Origin of the sequence: Flavobacterium agricola, assembly GCF_025919725.1 — a bacterium.
GTDB lineage: Bacteria > Bacteroidota > Bacteroidia > Flavobacteriales > Flavobacteriaceae > Flavobacterium > Flavobacterium agricola.
Window position 1 is genome coordinate 588,237 of the sequence record NZ_CP081495.1, and the last position, 18,768, is coordinate 607,004.

General features: G+C 34.2%; 11 protein-coding genes and 2 pseudogenes. 6 read left to right on the plus strand and 7 right to left on the minus strand.

The features are described from left to right. Positions 1-34: 34 nt before the first annotated feature. The 3 genes and pseudogenes from K5I29_RS02885 (at position 35) to K5I29_RS02895 (ending at position 5,972) form a co-directional block, all read left to right on the plus strand. Positions 35-418 (plus strand): hypothetical protein, encoded by a 384-nt coding sequence (locus K5I29_RS02885; protein ID WP_264434354.1) that lies wholly within the window; start codon positions 35-37, stop codon positions 416-418. 74 nt (positions 419-492) lie between these two features. Next, positions 493-4,840 (plus strand): annotated as a pseudogene (locus tag K5I29_RS02890) (CusA/CzcA family heavy metal efflux RND transporter). Position 4,841: 1 nt separating this feature from the next. After that, complete coding sequence (locus K5I29_RS02895; protein WP_264434355.1) at positions 4,842-5,972, plus strand: efflux RND transporter periplasmic adaptor subunit; 1,131 nt, start codon at positions 4,842-4,844, stop codon at positions 5,970-5,972. Positions 5,973-6,007: 35 nt separating this feature from the next. Here the strand turns inward: K5I29_RS02895 and recG are convergent. Beyond that, positions 6,008-8,115, minus strand: a pseudogene (recG, locus tag K5I29_RS02900) (ATP-dependent DNA helicase RecG). Between the two features lie 65 nt (positions 8,116-8,180). On the opposite strand from recG, the gene K5I29_RS02905 reads away from it, so the two are divergent. Both K5I29_RS02905 and ychF read left to right on the plus strand, forming a co-directional pair. Next, a complete protein-coding gene (locus tag K5I29_RS02905; protein ID WP_264434356.1) occupies positions 8,181-10,280 on the plus strand; it encodes a M1 family metallopeptidase in 2,100 nt (699 codons plus the stop codon). Positions 10,281-10,566: 286 nt separating this feature from the next. Next, positions 10,567-11,661 (plus strand): redox-regulated ATPase YchF, encoded by a 1,095-nt coding sequence (ychF, locus tag K5I29_RS02910; protein ID WP_264434357.1) that lies wholly within the window; start codon positions 10,567-10,569, stop codon positions 11,659-11,661. A gap of 59 nt (positions 11,662-11,720) precedes the next feature. Here the strand turns inward: ychF and K5I29_RS02915 are convergent, their stop codons facing one another. From K5I29_RS02915 to K5I29_RS02925, 3 genes are all read right to left on the minus strand, one after another. Continuing rightward, positions 11,721-13,679, minus strand: a complete 1,959-nt coding sequence (locus K5I29_RS02915; RefSeq protein ID WP_264434358.1) for an oleate hydratase — start codon at positions 13,677-13,679, stop codon at positions 11,721-11,723. Positions 13,680-13,705: 26 nt separating this feature from the next. Further along, positions 13,706-15,187: an APC family permease gene (locus tag K5I29_RS02920; protein WP_264434359.1), complete on the minus strand. Its 1,482-nt coding sequence runs from the start codon at positions 15,185-15,187 to the stop codon at positions 13,706-13,708. A gap of 142 nt (positions 15,188-15,329) precedes the next feature. Beyond that, the gene (locus K5I29_RS02925) at positions 15,330-16,181 is read right to left on the minus strand and encodes a DUF808 domain-containing protein (RefSeq protein ID WP_264434360.1); all 852 of its coding nucleotides are present in this window, start codon (positions 16,179-16,181) and stop codon (positions 15,330-15,332) included. 84 nt (positions 16,182-16,265) lie between these two features. On the opposite strand from K5I29_RS02925, the gene K5I29_RS02930 reads away from it, so the two are divergent. Then, entirely contained in the window at positions 16,266-17,576 is a 1,311-nt protein-coding gene (locus tag K5I29_RS02930) for a DEAD/DEAH box helicase (protein ID WP_264434361.1), read from the plus strand. 32 nt (positions 17,577-17,608) lie between these two features. Here K5I29_RS02930 and K5I29_RS02935 read toward each other — a convergent pair whose 3' ends face one another. The 3 genes from K5I29_RS02935 to K5I29_RS02945 all read right to left on the minus strand — a co-directional run bounded on the left by K5I29_RS02935 (position 17,609) and on the right by K5I29_RS02945 (position 18,701). Beyond that, positions 17,609-17,827 (minus strand): (4Fe-4S)-binding protein, encoded by a 219-nt coding sequence (locus tag K5I29_RS02935; RefSeq protein WP_264434362.1) that lies wholly within the window; start codon positions 17,825-17,827, stop codon positions 17,609-17,611. A gap of 110 nt (positions 17,828-17,937) precedes the next feature. Beyond that, positions 17,938-18,387 carry a TlpA family protein disulfide reductase gene (locus K5I29_RS02940; protein WP_264435156.1) on the minus strand — a complete coding sequence of 150 codons (450 nt, stop codon included), beginning with the start codon at positions 18,385-18,387 and terminating at the stop codon, positions 17,938-17,940. Beyond that, positions 18,375-18,701: a hypothetical protein gene (locus tag K5I29_RS02945; protein ID WP_264434363.1), complete on the minus strand. Its 327-nt coding sequence runs from the start codon at positions 18,699-18,701 to the stop codon at positions 18,375-18,377. The genes K5I29_RS02940 and K5I29_RS02945 overlap by 13 nt, the downstream gene beginning before the upstream one ends. Positions 18,702-18,768: the final 67 nt, after the last annotated feature.

Here is an 18,768-nt window from a genome sequence, read left to right on the forward strand (position 1 = left end):
ATATTTGTGATAACATTAAAATGAGGCAATTTAAATGAAAAAATGGCTGGTATATATTTTGCTTAGCAGTTTTATACTTACCAATACGGACCTAATTCAGGTTTTGCGTGTACCTAATCTTATGTCTCATTTTAATGAACATAATAAGCTAGAAACGCTTAGTTTTAGAACTTATTTAGCCGATCATTATTGGGATAAAAACCATGTTGATGATGATGCTGATCGTGATAATTCACTCCCTTTTAAATCTATAATTACTTCGGTTTACTATATTTTTAATTTAGTTACTTTACCAAACATTGCGAAAGTAGAAGTTAAAATTCCAACAACTTATGTTCCGCATAAAATAAGATGCTTTAAAAAGTTTCACTATTTATCTACCTATCTAGCTTCGTGCTGGAACCCTCCAAAAATGTAATTTTTTGAATGCAGAATTAATAGCGCAATATCCACGGTATTGTGCCCATTTTTTGTTTCATTAATTTACAAATCATGTTAAAAAAAATAATTGAGTTTAGTGTAAACAACAAACTCATCATTGCCTTATTTACTTTAGGGCTTATCGTATTTGGTAGCTATCAAGTTACCCAACTTTCTATTGATGCCGTTCCCGATATTACGGACAATCAAGTACAAATTATTACCGTTGCACCAGCTTTAGGCGCAACAGATATTGAGCGTTTGGTTACCTTTCCTATAGAACAAGCTAATAATAATATTGCTGGTATTAAGCAATTACGAAGTTTTTCTCGTTTTGGTTTGTCATTGGTAACTATTGTTTTTGAAGATGATGTTGATTTATATTGGGCGCGCCAACAAGTTGCCGAACGATTAAATCAGGTTCAAAATCAAATTCCAGCTGGAGTGGGCGTTCCTGAACTTGGACCTATTTCTACTGGTTTAGGCGAAATTTATCAATACGTGGTTCGTCCTGAAAAAGGATATGAAAATAAATATTCTTTATCCGATTTACGAACCATTCAAGACTGGGTAATTCGTCAAAATTTATTAGGCGTAAAAGGCGTAGCCGAAGTAAGTAGTTTTGGTGGTGATTTAAAGCAAATTGAAGTTGCAGTAAATCCTAATTTACTAAACGCGCATAATGTTTCTATCGAAGAAGTTTTTGATGCTTTAAACGCAAACAACGAAAATACCGGCGGTGCTTATATAGAGCGGGCCAACAACGTTATATATTCGCTCTGAAGGTTTGGTTGGCTCGTTAGCCGATATCGAACAAATTGTTATTAAATCTCATGTAAACGGATTGCCCTTGTACATTAAAGATGTTGCTAAGGTTCAAGAAGGTAAAGCAGTTCGTTACGGTGCAATGTCCTACAACGGAGAAAAAGAAGTTGCTGGTGCCGTGGTTTTAATGCTGAAAGGCGAAAACAGCAATAAAATTGTAAAAAATGTAAAAGCTAGGGTAGAAGAAATTCAGAAAATGTTGCCCGAAGGTGTTGTAATCGAGCCGTTTTTAGACCGAACAAAAATGGTTAACAATTCCATTCAAACGGTAGAAACAAACTTATTAGAAGGTGCTTTAATCGTACTTTTGGTTTTGGTTTTCTTTTTAGGAAACTTACGTGCTGGTTTTTTGGTTGCTTCAGTAATTCCGTTAGCCATGTTATTCGCCATTTGTATGATGAATCTTTTTGGCGTTTCGGGTAATTTAATGAGTTTAGGTGCTTTAGATTTTGGATTGATTATAGACGGAGCAGTAATTATTGTAGAAAGCGTGCTGCATCATTTGCACTCCAAAAAGCTCTTTAAAAACGGTAATCAATTATCTCAAAGCGAAATGAACGATGAGGTAGTTAACTCGTCATCAACCATGATGAATTCGGCAGTTTTTGGACAAATTATTATTCTAATTGTTTACTTACCTATATTTTCTTTACAAGGTATTGAAGGAAAAATGTTTGTACCAATGGCGCAAACCGTTGCCTTTGCTTTATTAGGTGCTTTTATTTTATCGTTAACTTATGTGCCTATGATGAGCTCATTGGTTTTAAGCAAAAAATACAAAGCAGAACTAAACTTTTCGGATCGCATCATGAAAAAGGTAGAAGCTGTTTATTTTAAAATGCTGAAAAAGGTTTTTAGAAACGGTAAAAAAGTTGTTGTTGGTATTGTAGCGCTATTTGTATTTGCATTATTTATTGCGTCTCAATTAGGTGGTGTATTTATTCCGTCTTTAGAAGAAGGTGATTTTGCTGTAGAAACACGCGTGCTAACCGGTAGTAACTTATCAACTACCTTAGAATATTCTAACAAAGCAGCTAAAATTTTAAAAGAACAATTTCCTGAAGTTAATTCAGTAGTTACTAAAATTGGTTCTGCCGAAGTACCAACCGATCCGATGCCTATGGATGCTGGTGATATGATTGTGAATCTAAAACCCAAAGCAACTTGGACATCGGCTAAAACCTTTGACGAATTGTCAGAAAAAATGTCAGAAGCCATTTCGGTTGTTCCGGGCATCACCACAAGTTTTCAATATCCAGTTCAGATGCGTTTTAACGAATTAATGACGGGGGCGCGCCAAGATATTGTTGTAAAAATATTTGGCGAAAATTTAGATACATTGGCCTTAACAGCATCTAAATTAGGTGATATTATTAACAAGGTTGATGGCGCCACTGATTTGTATGTTGAAGCAATTACGGGCTTACCTCAGGTTGTAATTCAGTACCAACGTGATCAAATTGCTAAATATAATTTATCTGTAGCGCAAATTAACCGTGTGGTAAACACTGCGTTTGCCGGTCAAGCAGCAGGGATGTATTATGAAGGAGAACGCCGATTTGATTTGGTAGTACGTTTAGAAGAAGATAAAAAAGCAACTTTAGACGATATAAAACAGCTATTAATACGTACACCATCTGGTAATCAAATTCCGTTAGCAGAAGTTGCCGATGTGCAAATTGTTATGGGGCCTAACCAAATTCAGCGCGAAAATGCTAAGCGTCGAATTATTGTTGGTTTTAACGTTAAAAACAAAGACGTACAAACTGTAGTAAACGATTTGCAAGCAAAAGTGGCACAAAGTTTAAAAATTCCAACAGGATATTCTATTACTTATGGCGGAAGTTATGAAAACTTAAACCAAGCCGTAGATCGTTTAACGATTGTGGTACCAATTGCTTTAGGTTTAATTTTTCTTTTGCTTTTCTTTGCCTTTCATTCGGTTAAAGAAAGCGTTTTAATTTATACTGCAATTCCGCTGTCAACCATTGGTGGTATTTTATTATTGGCTGCCCGTGGTTTACCTTTTAGTATTAGTGCCGGCGTTGGTTTTATTGCGCTATTTGGTATTGCCGTATTAAATGGTATTGTTTTAATATCTGAGTTTAATAACCTTAAAAAAGGCGGCGTAACCAATGTGTTACATCTTATTTTTAAAGGAACAACAACGCGTTTACGTCCGGTTTTAATGACAGCGTTTGTGGCATCATTTGGTTTTATTCCTATGGCATTAAGTAACGGTTCCGGAGCCGAAGTACAACGTCCGTTAGCTACCGTAGTTATTGGTGGTTTATTTACGGCTACATTTTTAACCTTATTTTTATTACCCTTATTGTATTATATGATGGAAACTCGTCGTAGTAAAAAAATAAAGTTAAGTTCTAAAACTTTATCTGTATTGCTTTTTGCCTTTGTATTTATTGGTAACTCATCACAAATTTTTGCACAAGAAAAAGTTACTTTACAGCAAGCTAAACAGTTAATAGAACAAAATAATTTACAACTTAAAACACAAGAATTTACCATTAAACAAGCGCAACAAGCTGAAAAAAGTATTTTTTCGTTATCGCCAACAACGGTTAATGCAGGTTTAGGGCAATTAAACGGAGCGTATGCTGACAATAGTTTTGGCGTTTCTCAAACGTTTGACTTTCCTACCGTTTATAGTAAGAAGAGAAATTTTTTAGAACAACAAACCGAATTGGCAAATGCAAATAAATTAAGCACCAAAGCGGTACTAAACATGCAAGTTGAATTGTTGTTTTATGCGTATGAAATAGCGGATAAACAACAGCAATTACTTACGTTTTGTGATTCTATTTATGCACAAGCTATGCAACGTCAAGAAAATAGGTTGAAGTACGGAGATATTAATTCTGTTGAACTAGGGATTTTTCAACAACAGCGTTTTTCAATCTACAACCAACTGAATCAAATTGAGGTTGATCAGTATCAAAATCAACTAAACTTACAAACGTTATTAAATCATCAAAACATTTTAGAACCCCAATTGCCTTTGTCAGAATTGCAGGTTTTGGATAAAAATCAAGCTGTTGATACGCATCCTTTAGTGCAAATTAAACAAGCCGAATTGGATGTAGCTGAGTCAAAAATTAAAAATGAAAAAGCACGTTTGTTACCAAGTTTAAATGTTGAATATGCTAACAATAGCTTTAAAGGCAACGGCCCGGACGATCGATATTATACGCGTGATACGCGTTTTCATTCGGTTCAAGCCGGTATAAATATTCCGTTGTTTACCAAAGCACGTAACGAGGCCGAAGTTTTAAAAATAGAACAGCAAGCCAAACAACAAGAATATGACCTGCAAAAATTAGAGGTAGAACAAAATCGCAAGCAGTTAAGTAAGGCAATTGCACAAAAAAAGCAGTTAATTACCTATTACCAAACTAACTTGTTACCAACCGCGGTAATTTTTGAACGTATTGCAGATCAATTTAAACACGGAGAACTAAATTATATTGAATTTGTTACGTTGGTTAACCAAAACATAGAACAACAAAATAACTTTTTACAGCTGCTACGCGATTACAACTCGGCTGTTATTTTATATAACTATTATCACGCAAATTAATATGAAAACCTATTTATATCTAAGTATTTTTAGTGCATTTGCTTTGGTTGCATGTAACAAGCAAGCCGAAGTTAAAACTGAAGTAGAAACCGAACAAACGCACGATGAGGTTGTGCGTTTTACGCCCGAACAATTAAAACAAGTTGAAATTGTAACAACTAGCTTGCAAGAAAAAGAATTATCTAAAACCATTACTGTAAACGGAATAACCAAGTTGAAACCCGAAAACGAAATGGAAGTTTCTAGCTTGATTGATGGACAATTTAAAAATTCTAAATTGCTAGAAGGAATGCTTGTAACCAAAGGGCAAGTTGTAGCACAATTAGATAATCTTGAAATTTTAGATTGGCAAGAACAATATTTAGTTGCTAAAGCAAAACATCAGGTTGCTAAGGCTGATTACGAACGTCAGGCCGAATTAAATAAAACGCAATCGGCAAGTAATAAGGTTTTGCAACAAGCAAAGTTTGAGTACAAGCAACAAGCAATTTTAATTCAAACCTTAGGTTCTAAACTACAAGCTTTAGGAATTAATATTCAAACGTTAAATGAAAATAATATACAGCGTTCGTTACCTATTCGTGCACCATTTACCGGTTATATAGATCAGGTTATGGTTACAAACGGAACTTATATAACCAGCAACACGCCATTGTTTAAAATTATAAATGCAAAGGATTTGTTGTTACAATTAAAAGTTTACGAAGCCGATTTACCTTTTTTAAAAGTAGATCAAAGCATTTTTGCTTCTACTAATAACAATAAAACAGAACGAGAAGGAAAGATAGCTTTTATAAATACGCAATTAACCCCCGAAGGTTATGGCGAAATTATTTGTACCGTTCAAAATCAAACCGATTTAACACCAGGAATGTACGTTACTGCCAAAATAGAATTAGCAAAACATAAAACGTACGCAGTACCTACCGATGCTATTATTAGTTTTGCTGATCGCGATTATGTTTTTGTGCAAGAAAATGAAACTACATTTAAACCTGTTGAAGTACAAATTGGAGTTATAGAAAATGGTTTTACAGCCATACAAAACGCTGCTGATTTACTTGATAAACAAATTGTATATAAAAATGCTTATGCCATTTTGATGCAAGGTAAAAATCTAGATGAAGAATAAAAAAAGCCCCGATTTTTATAAAATCGGGGCTTTTTTTAACTAATATAATTCCAAATTGTTTTTTTATCGTTTAAGCTATTTAAAACTTTTTTAGTAATAGCATATTCTGGGTTTTCAAGATTCGGATCGGCTTTTAGTACTTCAATAGCATAATGACGTGCATATTGCAATATATCTTGATCCTTAACCAAATCGGCTATTTGTAAATTTAAAACGCCGCTTTGCTGTTTTCCCATAATATCGCCTGGGCCACGTAGCTTTAAATCAACTTCAGAAAGCTCAAAACCATCATTGGTACGCACCATGGTTTCCATTCTAACTTTAGAATCGTTAGATAATTTATTACCGGTCATTAAAACGCAATAACTTTGTTCGGCTCCACGGCCCACGCGCCCACGTAACTGATGCAACTGCGATAAGCCAAAACGTTCGGCACTTTCAATAATCATAACTGATGCGTTTGGTACGTTTACACCAACTTCAATCACGGTTGTAGCAATCATTATGTTGGTTTTCCCGGCTGCAAAACGAGCCATTTCTTCGTCTTTATCAGCAGGTTTCATTTGCCCGTGAACAATAGAAACGGTATAATCGGGTAGGGGGAAATCGCGCGATATGCCTTCGTATCCATCCATTAAATTTTTATAATCTAAACTTTCAGATTCTTTAATCAACGGATAAACAATATAAACTTGTCTGCCTTTGGCAATTTCTCGTTTTATAAATCCCCAAACTTGTAAACGTTTGCTTTCAAAAAAATGCATGGTTTCAATGGGTTTACGCCCCGGAGGTAATTCATCAATTACAGAAACATCTAAATCGCCGTACAAGCTCATGGCTAAAGTTCGCGGAATTGGTGTAGCCGTCATGACCAAAATATGCGGCGGCAATTGGTTTTTAGCCCAAAGTTTAGAGCGTTGTTCTACTCCAAATCGGTGTTGTTCGTCAATAATAGCTAAGCCCAAGTTTTTAAATTTAACTTTGTCTTCTAACAAAGCATGGGTTCCGAGTAAAATTTGAATTTCACCCGATTCCAATTGTTCATGAATTTCACGACGTTCTTTGGTTTTGGTTGAGCCTGTTAAAATTCGAATATTAATTCCTAAAGGTTTAGCCATTTCTGATAAACCTATGTAATGCTGATTGGCTAAAATTTCGGTTGGTGCCATTAAGCAAGCCTGAAATCCGTTATCTAATGCCAATAACATGCTCATTAAAGCAACTACGGTTTTACCTGATCCTACGTCGCCTTGCAACAAACGATTCATGTGCGAATGCCCAGCCATATCGCTTCTAATTTCTTTTATTACGCGCTTTTGGGCATTGGTTAAATCAAAAGGTAAATGGTTGGCGTACATGTTATTAAAATAATCGCCAACTTTTTCAAAATGATAGCCTTTAATTTTTTGTTTGCTTACTAAGTTTTTAGTGATAAGTTGTAGTTGAATAAAAAAAGTTCTTCAAACTTCAATCTGAATTGCGCTTTAGCAAGCAATTCCTGATTTTTAGGAAAGTGAATGTTTAACAGCGCCTGTTTTTTGCCTAAAAGTTGCAATTTATCAATAATATGCTGTGGTAAAGTTTCGCTGTACAAGGCATATGTTTCGGTAATAACTTGCTGCATAAGCTTGTTAATTACTTTATTGGTAATGCCTTTGGCACTAAGCTTTTCGGTAGACGGATAAATGGCCTGTAAGCCCGCATTAATTGCTTTTGCTTGATGCTCTTCTAACAATTCCATTTCGGGATGTGGCATCGAAAAAACACCATTAAAAAAGTTTATTTTTCCGAAAATAACGTAAGGTACGTCAAGCTTTACGTTCTCTTGAATCCATTTGGCACCCTGAAACCAAATCAGCTCCATTGTTCCTGTTCCATCAACAAAGGTTCCAACCAAACGTTTGCCGCGTTTTTGTTCTACCGTTTTTAAATGAACCAATTTACCCACCAACTGCAATTCTGACGAAAGGTTGGGGCTAAGCTGATTAATTTTGTAATACGTACTTCTGTCAATATATCGGTTCGGATATAAGTTTATTAAATCTCCGTAGTTATGTATGTTAAGTTCCTTACGAAGAATTTCTCCGCGTTTGGGACCAACACCTTTTAAATATTCAATCGGAGTTTCTAATAAATTTGCCATAGGAAACTTTTATATAGCGAAGATAAGTTTTAATTTAGGAAAATAAAAAAAACAATAGCCCCCAAATGATGATGTTAAAACGAGTAATATGCTTTCTGTTTACGCTCAGTGCCTTAAATAGTACAGCTCAAGGAAAGGGAGTAAATTTTAAGCAAGCACATATTCATATTGCACCAAACTTTTCTGAAAAAATGCTGCAAGGTGAGGTAACTTTTACCTTTGATGCGCAACAAAAAACAGATACCATTTATTTAGATGCGCAAAATTTAGCTATTACTCAAGTAACTTTAAACGAAAAGCCAGTTGCTTTTTGGAATACCAACAAACAACTTAAAATAGCAGGAAAGTACAAAAAGCAAGGAAATATTTTACAAATACAATACCAAACACAACCTAAACAAACAGTTTATTTTATTGAAGATGATGCCAAGGATCAGATCTGGACGCAAGGACAAGGAAAATATACCTCACATTGGGTACCAAGTTTTGATGATGTAAACCAAAAATTAGTATTTAATCTTTCAATTTCATATCCCGAATCGTATCAAGTAATTGCTAATGGAATTTTAAAAAGTACAGCTGTGGTTGATGGTATTAAAACATGGCATTACCAAATGCAAAACCCCATGTCAAGTTATTTACTGATGTTTGCTATTGGTGATTTTGTAAAGCAAGAAGCGGTTTCGGCAAGCGGTATTCCGTTACATTTTTATTTGCAAGCAGAAGATGCTGCTCATTTTGGTACAACCTATAAACACAGCCAACAGCTATTTAATTTTTTAGAAAAACAAATAGGAGTACCTTATCCGTGGGAAGTTTATCAGCAAGTTCCGGCGCAAGATTTTTTATATGGCGGAATGGAAAATACTAGCGCAACTGTTTTTTCTCAAGATTTTGTGGTAGACGCCATTGGTGCTGCCGATAAAACATATTATAACGTTAACGCGCACGAATTGGCGCATCAATGGTTTGGTAATTTAGTTACCGCTGCCAGCAGTGAGCACCATTGGCTGCAAGAAGGTTTTGCTACATATTATGCTTTGTTGGCCGAACAAGATTTGTTTGGAAAAGATTATTTCGATTTTAAATTGTACGAAATGGCCGAACAATTAATTTTGGCTCAACAACGGGATAAAGAACCTATTTTATCGGCTAAAGCTTCGTCTTTAACTTTTTATCAAAAAGGTGCTTGGGCTTTACATTATTTAAAAAATCAGATAGGTGAAAAAGCGTTTAATTTGGCGGTTAAAAACTATTTAACTAAATATCAATTTCAATCGGCAACTACAGATCAGTTTTTGGCTGAGGTAACTTTAGCATCGGGTTATAATACGACTGATTTTAAAAAACGTTGGTTAGCAAGTAATGTATTTCCGACCGAAGATGCCTTTGCTATTTTAACTCAAAACCCAAATATTGTTACGTATTTAGAAATAGGTAATATGTACGATGTGCCGCTAGCAGAAAAAAAAGCGTTTTTTTTACAAGCTTTACAATCGGATTTGTACAGCCTTGCAAGTAAAGAAGAAATTTTATATCAATTAGGAAAAGAAAAACCGGAAGATTTGGTTGATTTTTTTCCGATTATCGAAGCAAGTACAGATGTAAAATTACGTCAGGTATTTGTTCGTAGCTTAGGTAAAGTTTCTGAAGGATATAAGGCATTTTATGAAGGGTTTTTAAACGATCCGTCATATATCACCCAAGAAATTGTTTTACAAAACTTATGGACGGCCTTTCCAAACGATAGAACAAAGCTTTTAAATCAAACCAAAACTTGGCAAGGTTTTCAGGATAAAAATTTACGTATTACTTGGTTAACCTTAGCATTGTTAACTGATGGTTACGAAAATGCATCTAAAATTAAATTTTATAACGAATTACTGGCTTATACAACAAATCAGTACGAAAGCAGTGTACGTCAAAATGCGATTGTTAATTTGCTGTTTTTAAATGCGAATGATACCAATGTGTTAGAAGGATTGGTTTCGGGCTTGCAGCATCATAAATGGCAATTTGTTCAATTTTGTAAGAATACTATTCGAGAGCAGCTAAAATCTCCAAAATATAAAATTTTTTATACGCAATTGGTAGCCAAATTAGCTGAACCAGAAAAAACAAAACTACAACAACTTTTAAATGAAAAAGAACCTAGTGTAAACTAGGTTCTTTTAAAAAAAATATAAAATAAAACTATATTGAAAAAATCACTTCAAAATCTAACCATTGCTTGGTTGCAACAGCTAAACTAATAACCCCATAACTGTTTTTAAAGTATAAAAACCTTTCGCTTTTCGACAAAGGTTAACAATAAGTAGATAAAAAGAACAACAAATACAATATTTAGTAACCAACAGCGTATTTAAATTTCAAAATACAGATATAATCAATATATTTGCCAACCAATAATTTAGTGAATAATTGTCTGATTTAGATATAAAAAATTAATACATGAAAGCAGGTATTGTAGGCTTACCCAACGTTGGAAAATCAACGTTATTTAACTGTTTATCTAATGCTAAAGCGCAAAGTGCTAACTTTCCGTTTTGTACTATCGAACCGAACATTGGCGTGGTAAACGTACCCGATCCAAGAATTAATAAATTAGAAGAATTAGTTAAACCAGAACGCGTACAAATGGCAACAGTTGATATTGTTGATATTGCAGGTTTAGTTAAAGGCGCTAGTAAAGGTGAAGGTTTAGGCAATCAGTTTTTAGGGAATATTAGAGAATGTAATGCTATTATTCATGTTTTACGTTGTTTTGATAACGATAACATTGTTCACGTAGATGGGAATGTAAATCCAATTCGCGATAAAGAAACTATTGATATTGAACTGCAGTTAAAAGATTTAGAAACGGTTGAAAAACGTTTAGAAAAAGTAAAAAAAACTGCAAAAACAGGAAATAAAGAAGCACAAGTTGAAGCTGGTTTGTTAGAGCGCATTCGTACGGTTTTATTAGAAGGTAAATCGGCACGTGTGATTGAAGCACAAAACCAAGATGAAGCAGATTTGTTAGAAGATTTTCAGTTAATTACATCAAAACCGGTTTTATACGTTTGTAACGTGAACGAAGAAGCTGCTGTTACAGGCAATGCTTATGTTGATCAGGTTAAAGAGCTTGTAAAAGATGAAAATGCTGAGGTAATTGTTTTATCTGTTGGAGCAGAGGCGGATATTACTGAATTAGAAAGTTACGAAGAACGCCAAGTGTTTTTAGAAGATATGGGCTTAACAGAACCAGGTTCTGCAGTTTTAATTCGTGCTGCTTATAAACTATTAAAATTACAAACGTATTTTACAGCAGGTGTAAAAGAAGTTCGTGCTTGGACAATTAAGTTAGGCGACACAGCACCAAAAGCTGCCGGGGTAATTCACACTGATTTTGAAAAAGGATTTATTCGTGCTGAGGTTATTGCATACGAAGATTTTGTAAGCTACGGATCAGAAGCTAAAGTAAAAGAAGCAGGTAAATTACGTGTAGAAGGAAAAGAATATATTGTTAAAGATGGTGATGTAATGCACTTCCGTTTTAACGTATAATTTTATCTAGATAAAATAAAAAAAGCAGCTGTAAAGCTGCTTTTTTTATTTTAATATTTTTATTTTTTTCCTCGAACGCCATCCATCCATTCATGAAACTTGTTGAATTGCTCGCTTAAAAACGATTCTTTTTTCTCTTCTTCAACCGCACCAGGATTATGTGGGCCAGGCAATATATGCTCATAATACGTACCTTTTAAAAGTTTGCGTAGTAAACCTTCGCCAACAAACGATTGGTTGTCGTTTAACGCTTTTGTTGCTTTTAGTAAATGACGAATATCGTATTGTGACGGATAAACATCTGGCACTTGTTTGTTTAAATTTAATAGCTGATAAACCGCAACGCGTGCTGTACGTACCGAACTTTCCATTGTAAACACAACATCATTATTGGTTTCTACAAATTGGCCAATTAAACCTAAGTTTTTACAACCATCTGGTACAATTGCCGGACGATCGCCTTTTGCACGTGGCATAAACATTGAGGTAATGTAAGGCATGAATGAAGTACGAACAATTGTGTTTTCAATTACATTATCTAGTTTGTCTTCAATTCCTAAATGATAACAAAGCTCGGCTAAAATTTCGTTTCCAGTACATTCTGGCATGTTTTTCTTTACGTAATTTCCGTCTTTATCCATAAATAAGGCGTAAACCCAAACAACTAAAACATCGTCCGGTTGCGTTGGGAAATGTGGTTGGCGGTTGCACGTAAAGCTCATTAACCAATTCGAATCGGTAATGGTAATAATTCCGCCAGTAACGGTTTTTCCAGAATACGGATCGTTAACCGAATATTCTTTTAACTTATCTACAAACGCAGAAGGACGACAAGTTAATGTTGCCGATTCCCAAGCTGATTTTTCAATATCCGAGCAAAATTTTTCTGGCTTTCCAAAAACCACAGATTTTTTAGCTAAGTTTCTCCAAAGTTTCCAACCTGGGCTGTGTCCGCTCGTGCTGTTATCTACTTTTTTAATCGGTGCTGTTGTATTATTTCCGTACGATGTATCTTCGGTCATAGATCCTGTTGTAACAACTACATAATCGTTTTCAGTAACCGAAATAACAACATCTTTACCGTCTTGTACCGTAATTAATCCTTTTACAACTTTACCTGCATCCGTAATTTCTAAATCAACATCTTTAACCAACGTATTAAGTTGCAGTTGCACACCTTTAGAAGTTAAAAATTTACGTAACGGCGAAATAAACGTATCGTATTGGTTGTATTTAGGAAAAACCAAGGCTGACAAATCGTTTAATCCATCTAAGTCGTGTAAAAAACGGTGCATGTACAATTTAAACTCCAATAAACTATGCCATTCTTCAAAAGCAAACATGGTACGCCAAAAGGTCCAGAAATTACTTGCTAAAAAGGTTGAGCTAAAGTAATCGGTAATGGTTAAATCGTCTAAATCTTCTTTTTTCTTTAATAATAATTTTACTAAAGCCAATTGATCTTTTTTGCTTAAACCGAATTTGCTAAAATCTTTTACTTCACCTTTGTTATGAATTAATCGTGCTTTAGAATAATTTGAATCGTTATCGTTTAATAATCGATATTCATCTAAAACGCTATAAGGTTCTGGTAATTCAACCGCAGGAATATCTTGAAACATATCCCAAAGATTCTCGTAAGTCATATCCATTTCGCGTCCACCACGAATTAAATATCCGTCAGTTGCGTTTCCTGATCCGTCCATAGAACCACCATCAATCGGTAATTGCTCGATAAACGTGATGTTTTTACCAGGAATGCGCGCATCTCTTAAAAAATAATACGCGGCAGATAATCCTGCAATACCACTACCAATAATATATACTTTACTGTTTTCGAAAGATTTTGCTAAAACAGGTTTGTTACGTTGGTAATTGCCGTTTTGGTTGGCGTAGGGCATAGGGCGATCTGGACCGTTACGAACAACGTCTTTATTTGCATCTGGTTGATGATCTACATGATTGTAGTAGGGCGATGCATTTAAAACTTTGTCGAATTTTTTGGTAATGTCTTTCATAATTCAAGTTTTATAGGTTAAATAATTTATGGTTGTTTTTTATCCATGATTTTAGTAATTACAAACGGAATAATAAGGAATAATGTTGTACCTCCGGTTATAAATGCGACGTAAACAGTAGGGCTATTAATAGGAAGTTGTGTTGGCGGAATAAAGCATAAAATAAATGCCAAAGCCACAGCTAAAAATCCGATACCAGCAAACAAACGCAAGCCCAAAAGCCCGCCAGGAATTTTAAACGGACGTGGCATATCTGGTTTTTCTCGACGTAGTTTGATGCATGACAAATACATTAGCATATACATAATTAAATATAAAGCACCTGTTAATGCACTAAGTAAAAAAAATGCAACACTAACATCAGGAATAATAAAATACAAACCACATAATATGGTTACAATAGCTCCTTGTACTAATAAAATATTTTGTTGAATTCCGTTTTTGTTTAATACCGTTAAAAACTTAGGTAATTGTCCGTCACGTGCTGTCCATAATAAAGCTGTACTTGGACCTGAAAGCCAAGAAATAATACAAGAGGAACAACCTAAAACCACTAAAACAGCCATAACATTGGTTAACCAACCTACATTATAATGTTCAAAAACCAAATTAAAGGTTTCCATAACGCCTGCTTGTAAAGTAATTTTTTCGTAAGGTAGAATGATAGATACAGATAAAGCACCTAATGCTAAAATTAAAAATGATAAAACCGAAGCAAACAGCATCGCTTTTGGATATTGCTTTTTGGGGTTATCTAATTGAGATGCATGTACGGCCAATGCTTCAATACCAGAAAAAAGTAATATAATAGTAGATAAAAATACTACGTTACCAATACTGGTAAGTTTAGGAATATAGCGCGGTTCGGTAATACCGTTTACTACTTTAACAATTTCGGTTTGATCGGTGGGAATGCTATTAAAAGCTAATGGGTTGCCGTTTACTGCCCAAACAATAGCAATAACAATTAAAACCAATAAGGGCACAATGGTACCGTATAAGAATCCGCTACTTGATGCTTTAGATATAATAGCTGTTCCTTTTAAATTAACGAATGTACTTAGCCAATATATTAAAATGGCAAAACAACCAATAAACTTACCATCGGTAGCTAATTCGGGTTTATCAATAACATAAGCAACAGCTGCCGCACCAAAAGCTAAAGTTGTAGGATACCAAACAATATTTTGACTCCATTGTAAAAAAACAGCAATAAAACCTACGCGTTTATTAAATGCTTCTTTAACCCAGGTATAAACTCCACCACCTTGTTCGGCGTAAGCAGTACCTAGCTCAGCACTTACCATTGCAGCCGGAATTAAAAAAAATACAGCAGCAAAAATAATATAAACAAACATGGTTAATTCTTCTTGTGACATTAACGGAACGCCACGAAAACTGATAACAACAGCAGTCATCATTAAAGTAAGTTGAACCACTGTTATTTTAGCACTACCTTGTTGGGTGTTGGTTGTACTACTTGAAGTTGATTGATTTGTACTTTGCATTATTTATAGTTAATATAGGTATTTGTTAGATAACGAAACGAATGCATTTTTGGTATGTTTAGGTTACATTTTAATCGTTAAATTATACAGAAAAAAGATACAAAACAAAAAAAAGAACCCTTGTCGGTTCTTTTTCTAATCATTATTTTTTAATTATTGCTTTAAATAGCAAAGTTATTCCTACGGTTAGTAAGCCAATACCCAGGCCGAGTATAAATTCTTTTACAATTGCAGGAATGCTTGGTAAAACATCATGTAAAAAAGTAATATTATGGCTAAAAATGCCACCAGCTACTAAAAGCAAAGCAATGGTTCCTACAACAGCTAAGGTTCTAATAATTATTGGTAAAAGTTTTACCAATATTTTGCCCATTTGAGCTAAAATGCCTTTGTTATTATTTTTTTTAATCAGCTTATAGCCAACATCGTCCATTCTAACAATTACAGCAACAATGCCATAAACACCAAATGTAGCAAGTAAGGCAACCAAAACTACGGCACCAATTTGCGTGGCTAAAGGTTGCGTTAATACAGCTCCTAAAGCAATAATTACAATTTCTATAGATAAAATAAAATCGGTTGTAATGGCTGATTTTATTTTTGTTTTCTCATTTACTGGTTCAGCTGCAGTAAAGTTTTCGGTTGTTTTGGCTTCCTTTTTATGAAAAAAATATTCAACAATTTTTTCGGCACCTTCATAAGCCAAGTACAAACCACCTAAAAGTAAAATAACGGTAATAGCGCTTGGTAAAAGGTAATTAAGTATTAAAACAATCGGAACAATAATAACTTTATTTACTAATGAACCTTTGGTAATGGCCCATAAAACGGGTATTTCGCGAGAGGAAACAAATCCGGTTGCTTTTTCGGCATTAACTGCCAGATCGTCGCCTAAAATTCCGACTGTTTTTTTTGTGGCAACTTTTGCAGCAACTGCAACGTCATCCATTAAAACTGCAATATCATCTAAAACTGCAAAAATTCCTGAAGCCATACAAGCAATATATTTTACGTAAATATATTAATAAAAATGCTTTCAACTTTAAAAATAACACAATACTAAAGTTATCTTTGCTGCATGAAATTAGATCAGGTACTTAGTAAACTCAATATAAAGCAATTAAATGCTATGCAGCAAGAAGCGCTGCAAGCTGCAAAAACAGAAACCAATGTTATTTTACTTTCGCCCACCGGATCGGGTAAAACATTAGCTTTTTTGTTACCAATTTTAAGCAAGTTAAAAGTAAATGTTCCCGGGGTTCAGGCTGTTATTTTAGTTCCTAGTCGGGAATTGGCTTTGCAAATAGAACAAGTTTTTAAAAAGTTAACTACCGAATTTAAAATTAATGCATGTTACGGCGGACATAATACGCGTACCGAAATAAATAACTTAAGTTCTCCGCCTGCCGTTTTGGTTGGAACTCCGGGGCGCGTAGCTTTTCATATCCGCGAAGCATCTTTTAACACCCAAAATGTTACAAGTTATGTAGTTGATGAATTTGATAAAGCTTTAGAAATGGGCTTTCAGCAGGATATGGATTTTATTATCAATACATTCCTCAACATCAATTTTCGCATGTTAACATCGGCAACTGCGTTAAAAAACATCCCAGAGTTTACCGGAATGCAACAACCTAAAATGCTTACGTTTTTAAAGAATTCTGATGCAAAACCCGATTTAACTTTTAAAAAAGTTTATACAAAACCTGAAGAAAAGTTAGAAACCGTTATTCAGTTGCTTGGTAAACTTGGTAAAGAAACGGTTTTAATTTTTTGCAATCACCGCGATGCAGTAGATAGAATAAGCGAAACTTTGCATACAAAAGGTGTTGCAAATACATGTTTTCACGGCGGACTGACGCAAGATGATAGGGAACGTGCTTTGTTAAGATTTAGAAACAAAAGTTCTCGTATTTTAATTACTACCGATTTGGCTGCGCGTGGATTAGATATTCCGGAAATTGGCTGTGTAATTCATTATCAAATTCCAGATAAAGAAGAAACCTTTATTCACCGTAACGGACGTACGGCGCGTATGAAAGCGAAAGGAACCGTTTATGCCTTACTTATGCAAGATGAAAACGTTGCGTTTATAGATTCGCGCTTTGCTACCGAAACCTTAACCGGTAATTATATAATTGATAATAAAACCGATTTTAAAACACTTTATATTAGTGCTGGTAAAAAAGATAAAGTAAATAAGGTTGATATTGTGGGTTTTTTAATTAAGATTGGCGGATTAGCTAAAGAAGATATTGGCTTGATTGAAGTAAAAGATACACAAGCTTTTGTTGCAGTTGTATCAAAAAAAATAAAACCTTTATTAGCAGCTTTAAAAGATAAAAAGTTAAAAAACAAAAAGGTGAAAATTGAAATTGCCCAACAATAAAAAAACGCTTTAGCAAATGCTAAAGCGTTTTTTTAAATTTCCTTATTTTCTATATAGCTTAATGCGCTCGATGGACAAGCATTAATTTGCGCGCGTAAAAGTTCGCTTGGCGTATCGCCTAAATTAATCCAAGGACGTTTACCGGGATTATAAACTTGCGGTAATAGGTTTAAACAAACTGCAGAATGTTGGCAAACATCAGGTTTCCAAATTACTGTTATTTCTCCATTAGAATATTCGTGTTCTTTCATAACCAATCTTAATTTAGTTGTTATATGGAATATAAAACTTGGTACAAAAATAAATATTGTAAATAAAGTTTGAAATAACAATTATCATGTTCGGTTTAAGTTACCGGCTTTTATTCAAGCATTTTTATTAAAATATTTTCAAATGGTTTTATGTTTGTCTTTCTTTCATTTGTTTTTGGATCTATAACAAAAGGTAATCCAGGAAATTGTCGCGCAATTTTTCCATTTTTATCAATAAAAAAGGTTCTTGGATAGCTCTTAATTTCCATCTTATCAATAAAACTTTGCTCGTTAACTATTTGTGTAAAGTTAAACGGATGCTTTGTTAAAAACTCCGTAACTTCTGACTCGTTATTATATGTAATTGCAATAAAATGTGCTTGATCTTTATATTTTGCAGCAAGTTCATTTAAAGCAGGCATTTCTTCAATACAAGGGGCGCATTTAGTAAACCAAAAGTTTAGTACTACGGGTTTACCTTTTAAAGCATTGAATGTGATTTTTTTGCCGTTTAAAGTTTGTAGTTCGGTTTGTTGTAAAACTTTTTCTAAACGTTCCAGTTCCTCTTTCTTTTTTTATTTGCTTCTTCCTGATTTTGATTAGTAATATTACCCGATCTAAAATCTAAAGCCCACAAATAGGTGCTAATAATACTGTCTTTTGTTTGTCTTAAAAGATTAGTTCTTTCATCTAATTTAATGTTGGTATTATTATACTGCTTTTGTATTTTTTGCAAATAGGCATCTTTGTTTTTTTGATAGGTAGCCATATCCTGCATTCCTAAATCTTTAGAATACATGTATTGGGTTTGAGCAAACGTAATACTTGTGCCTACTAAAAATAGGGCTGATAGTATTTTTTTTAATAAATTCATAAGGTAAAGCTTTAATTGGTTGTTTAAATATATGAATTTTTACGGTAGTTTATAAATAAAAAACTCC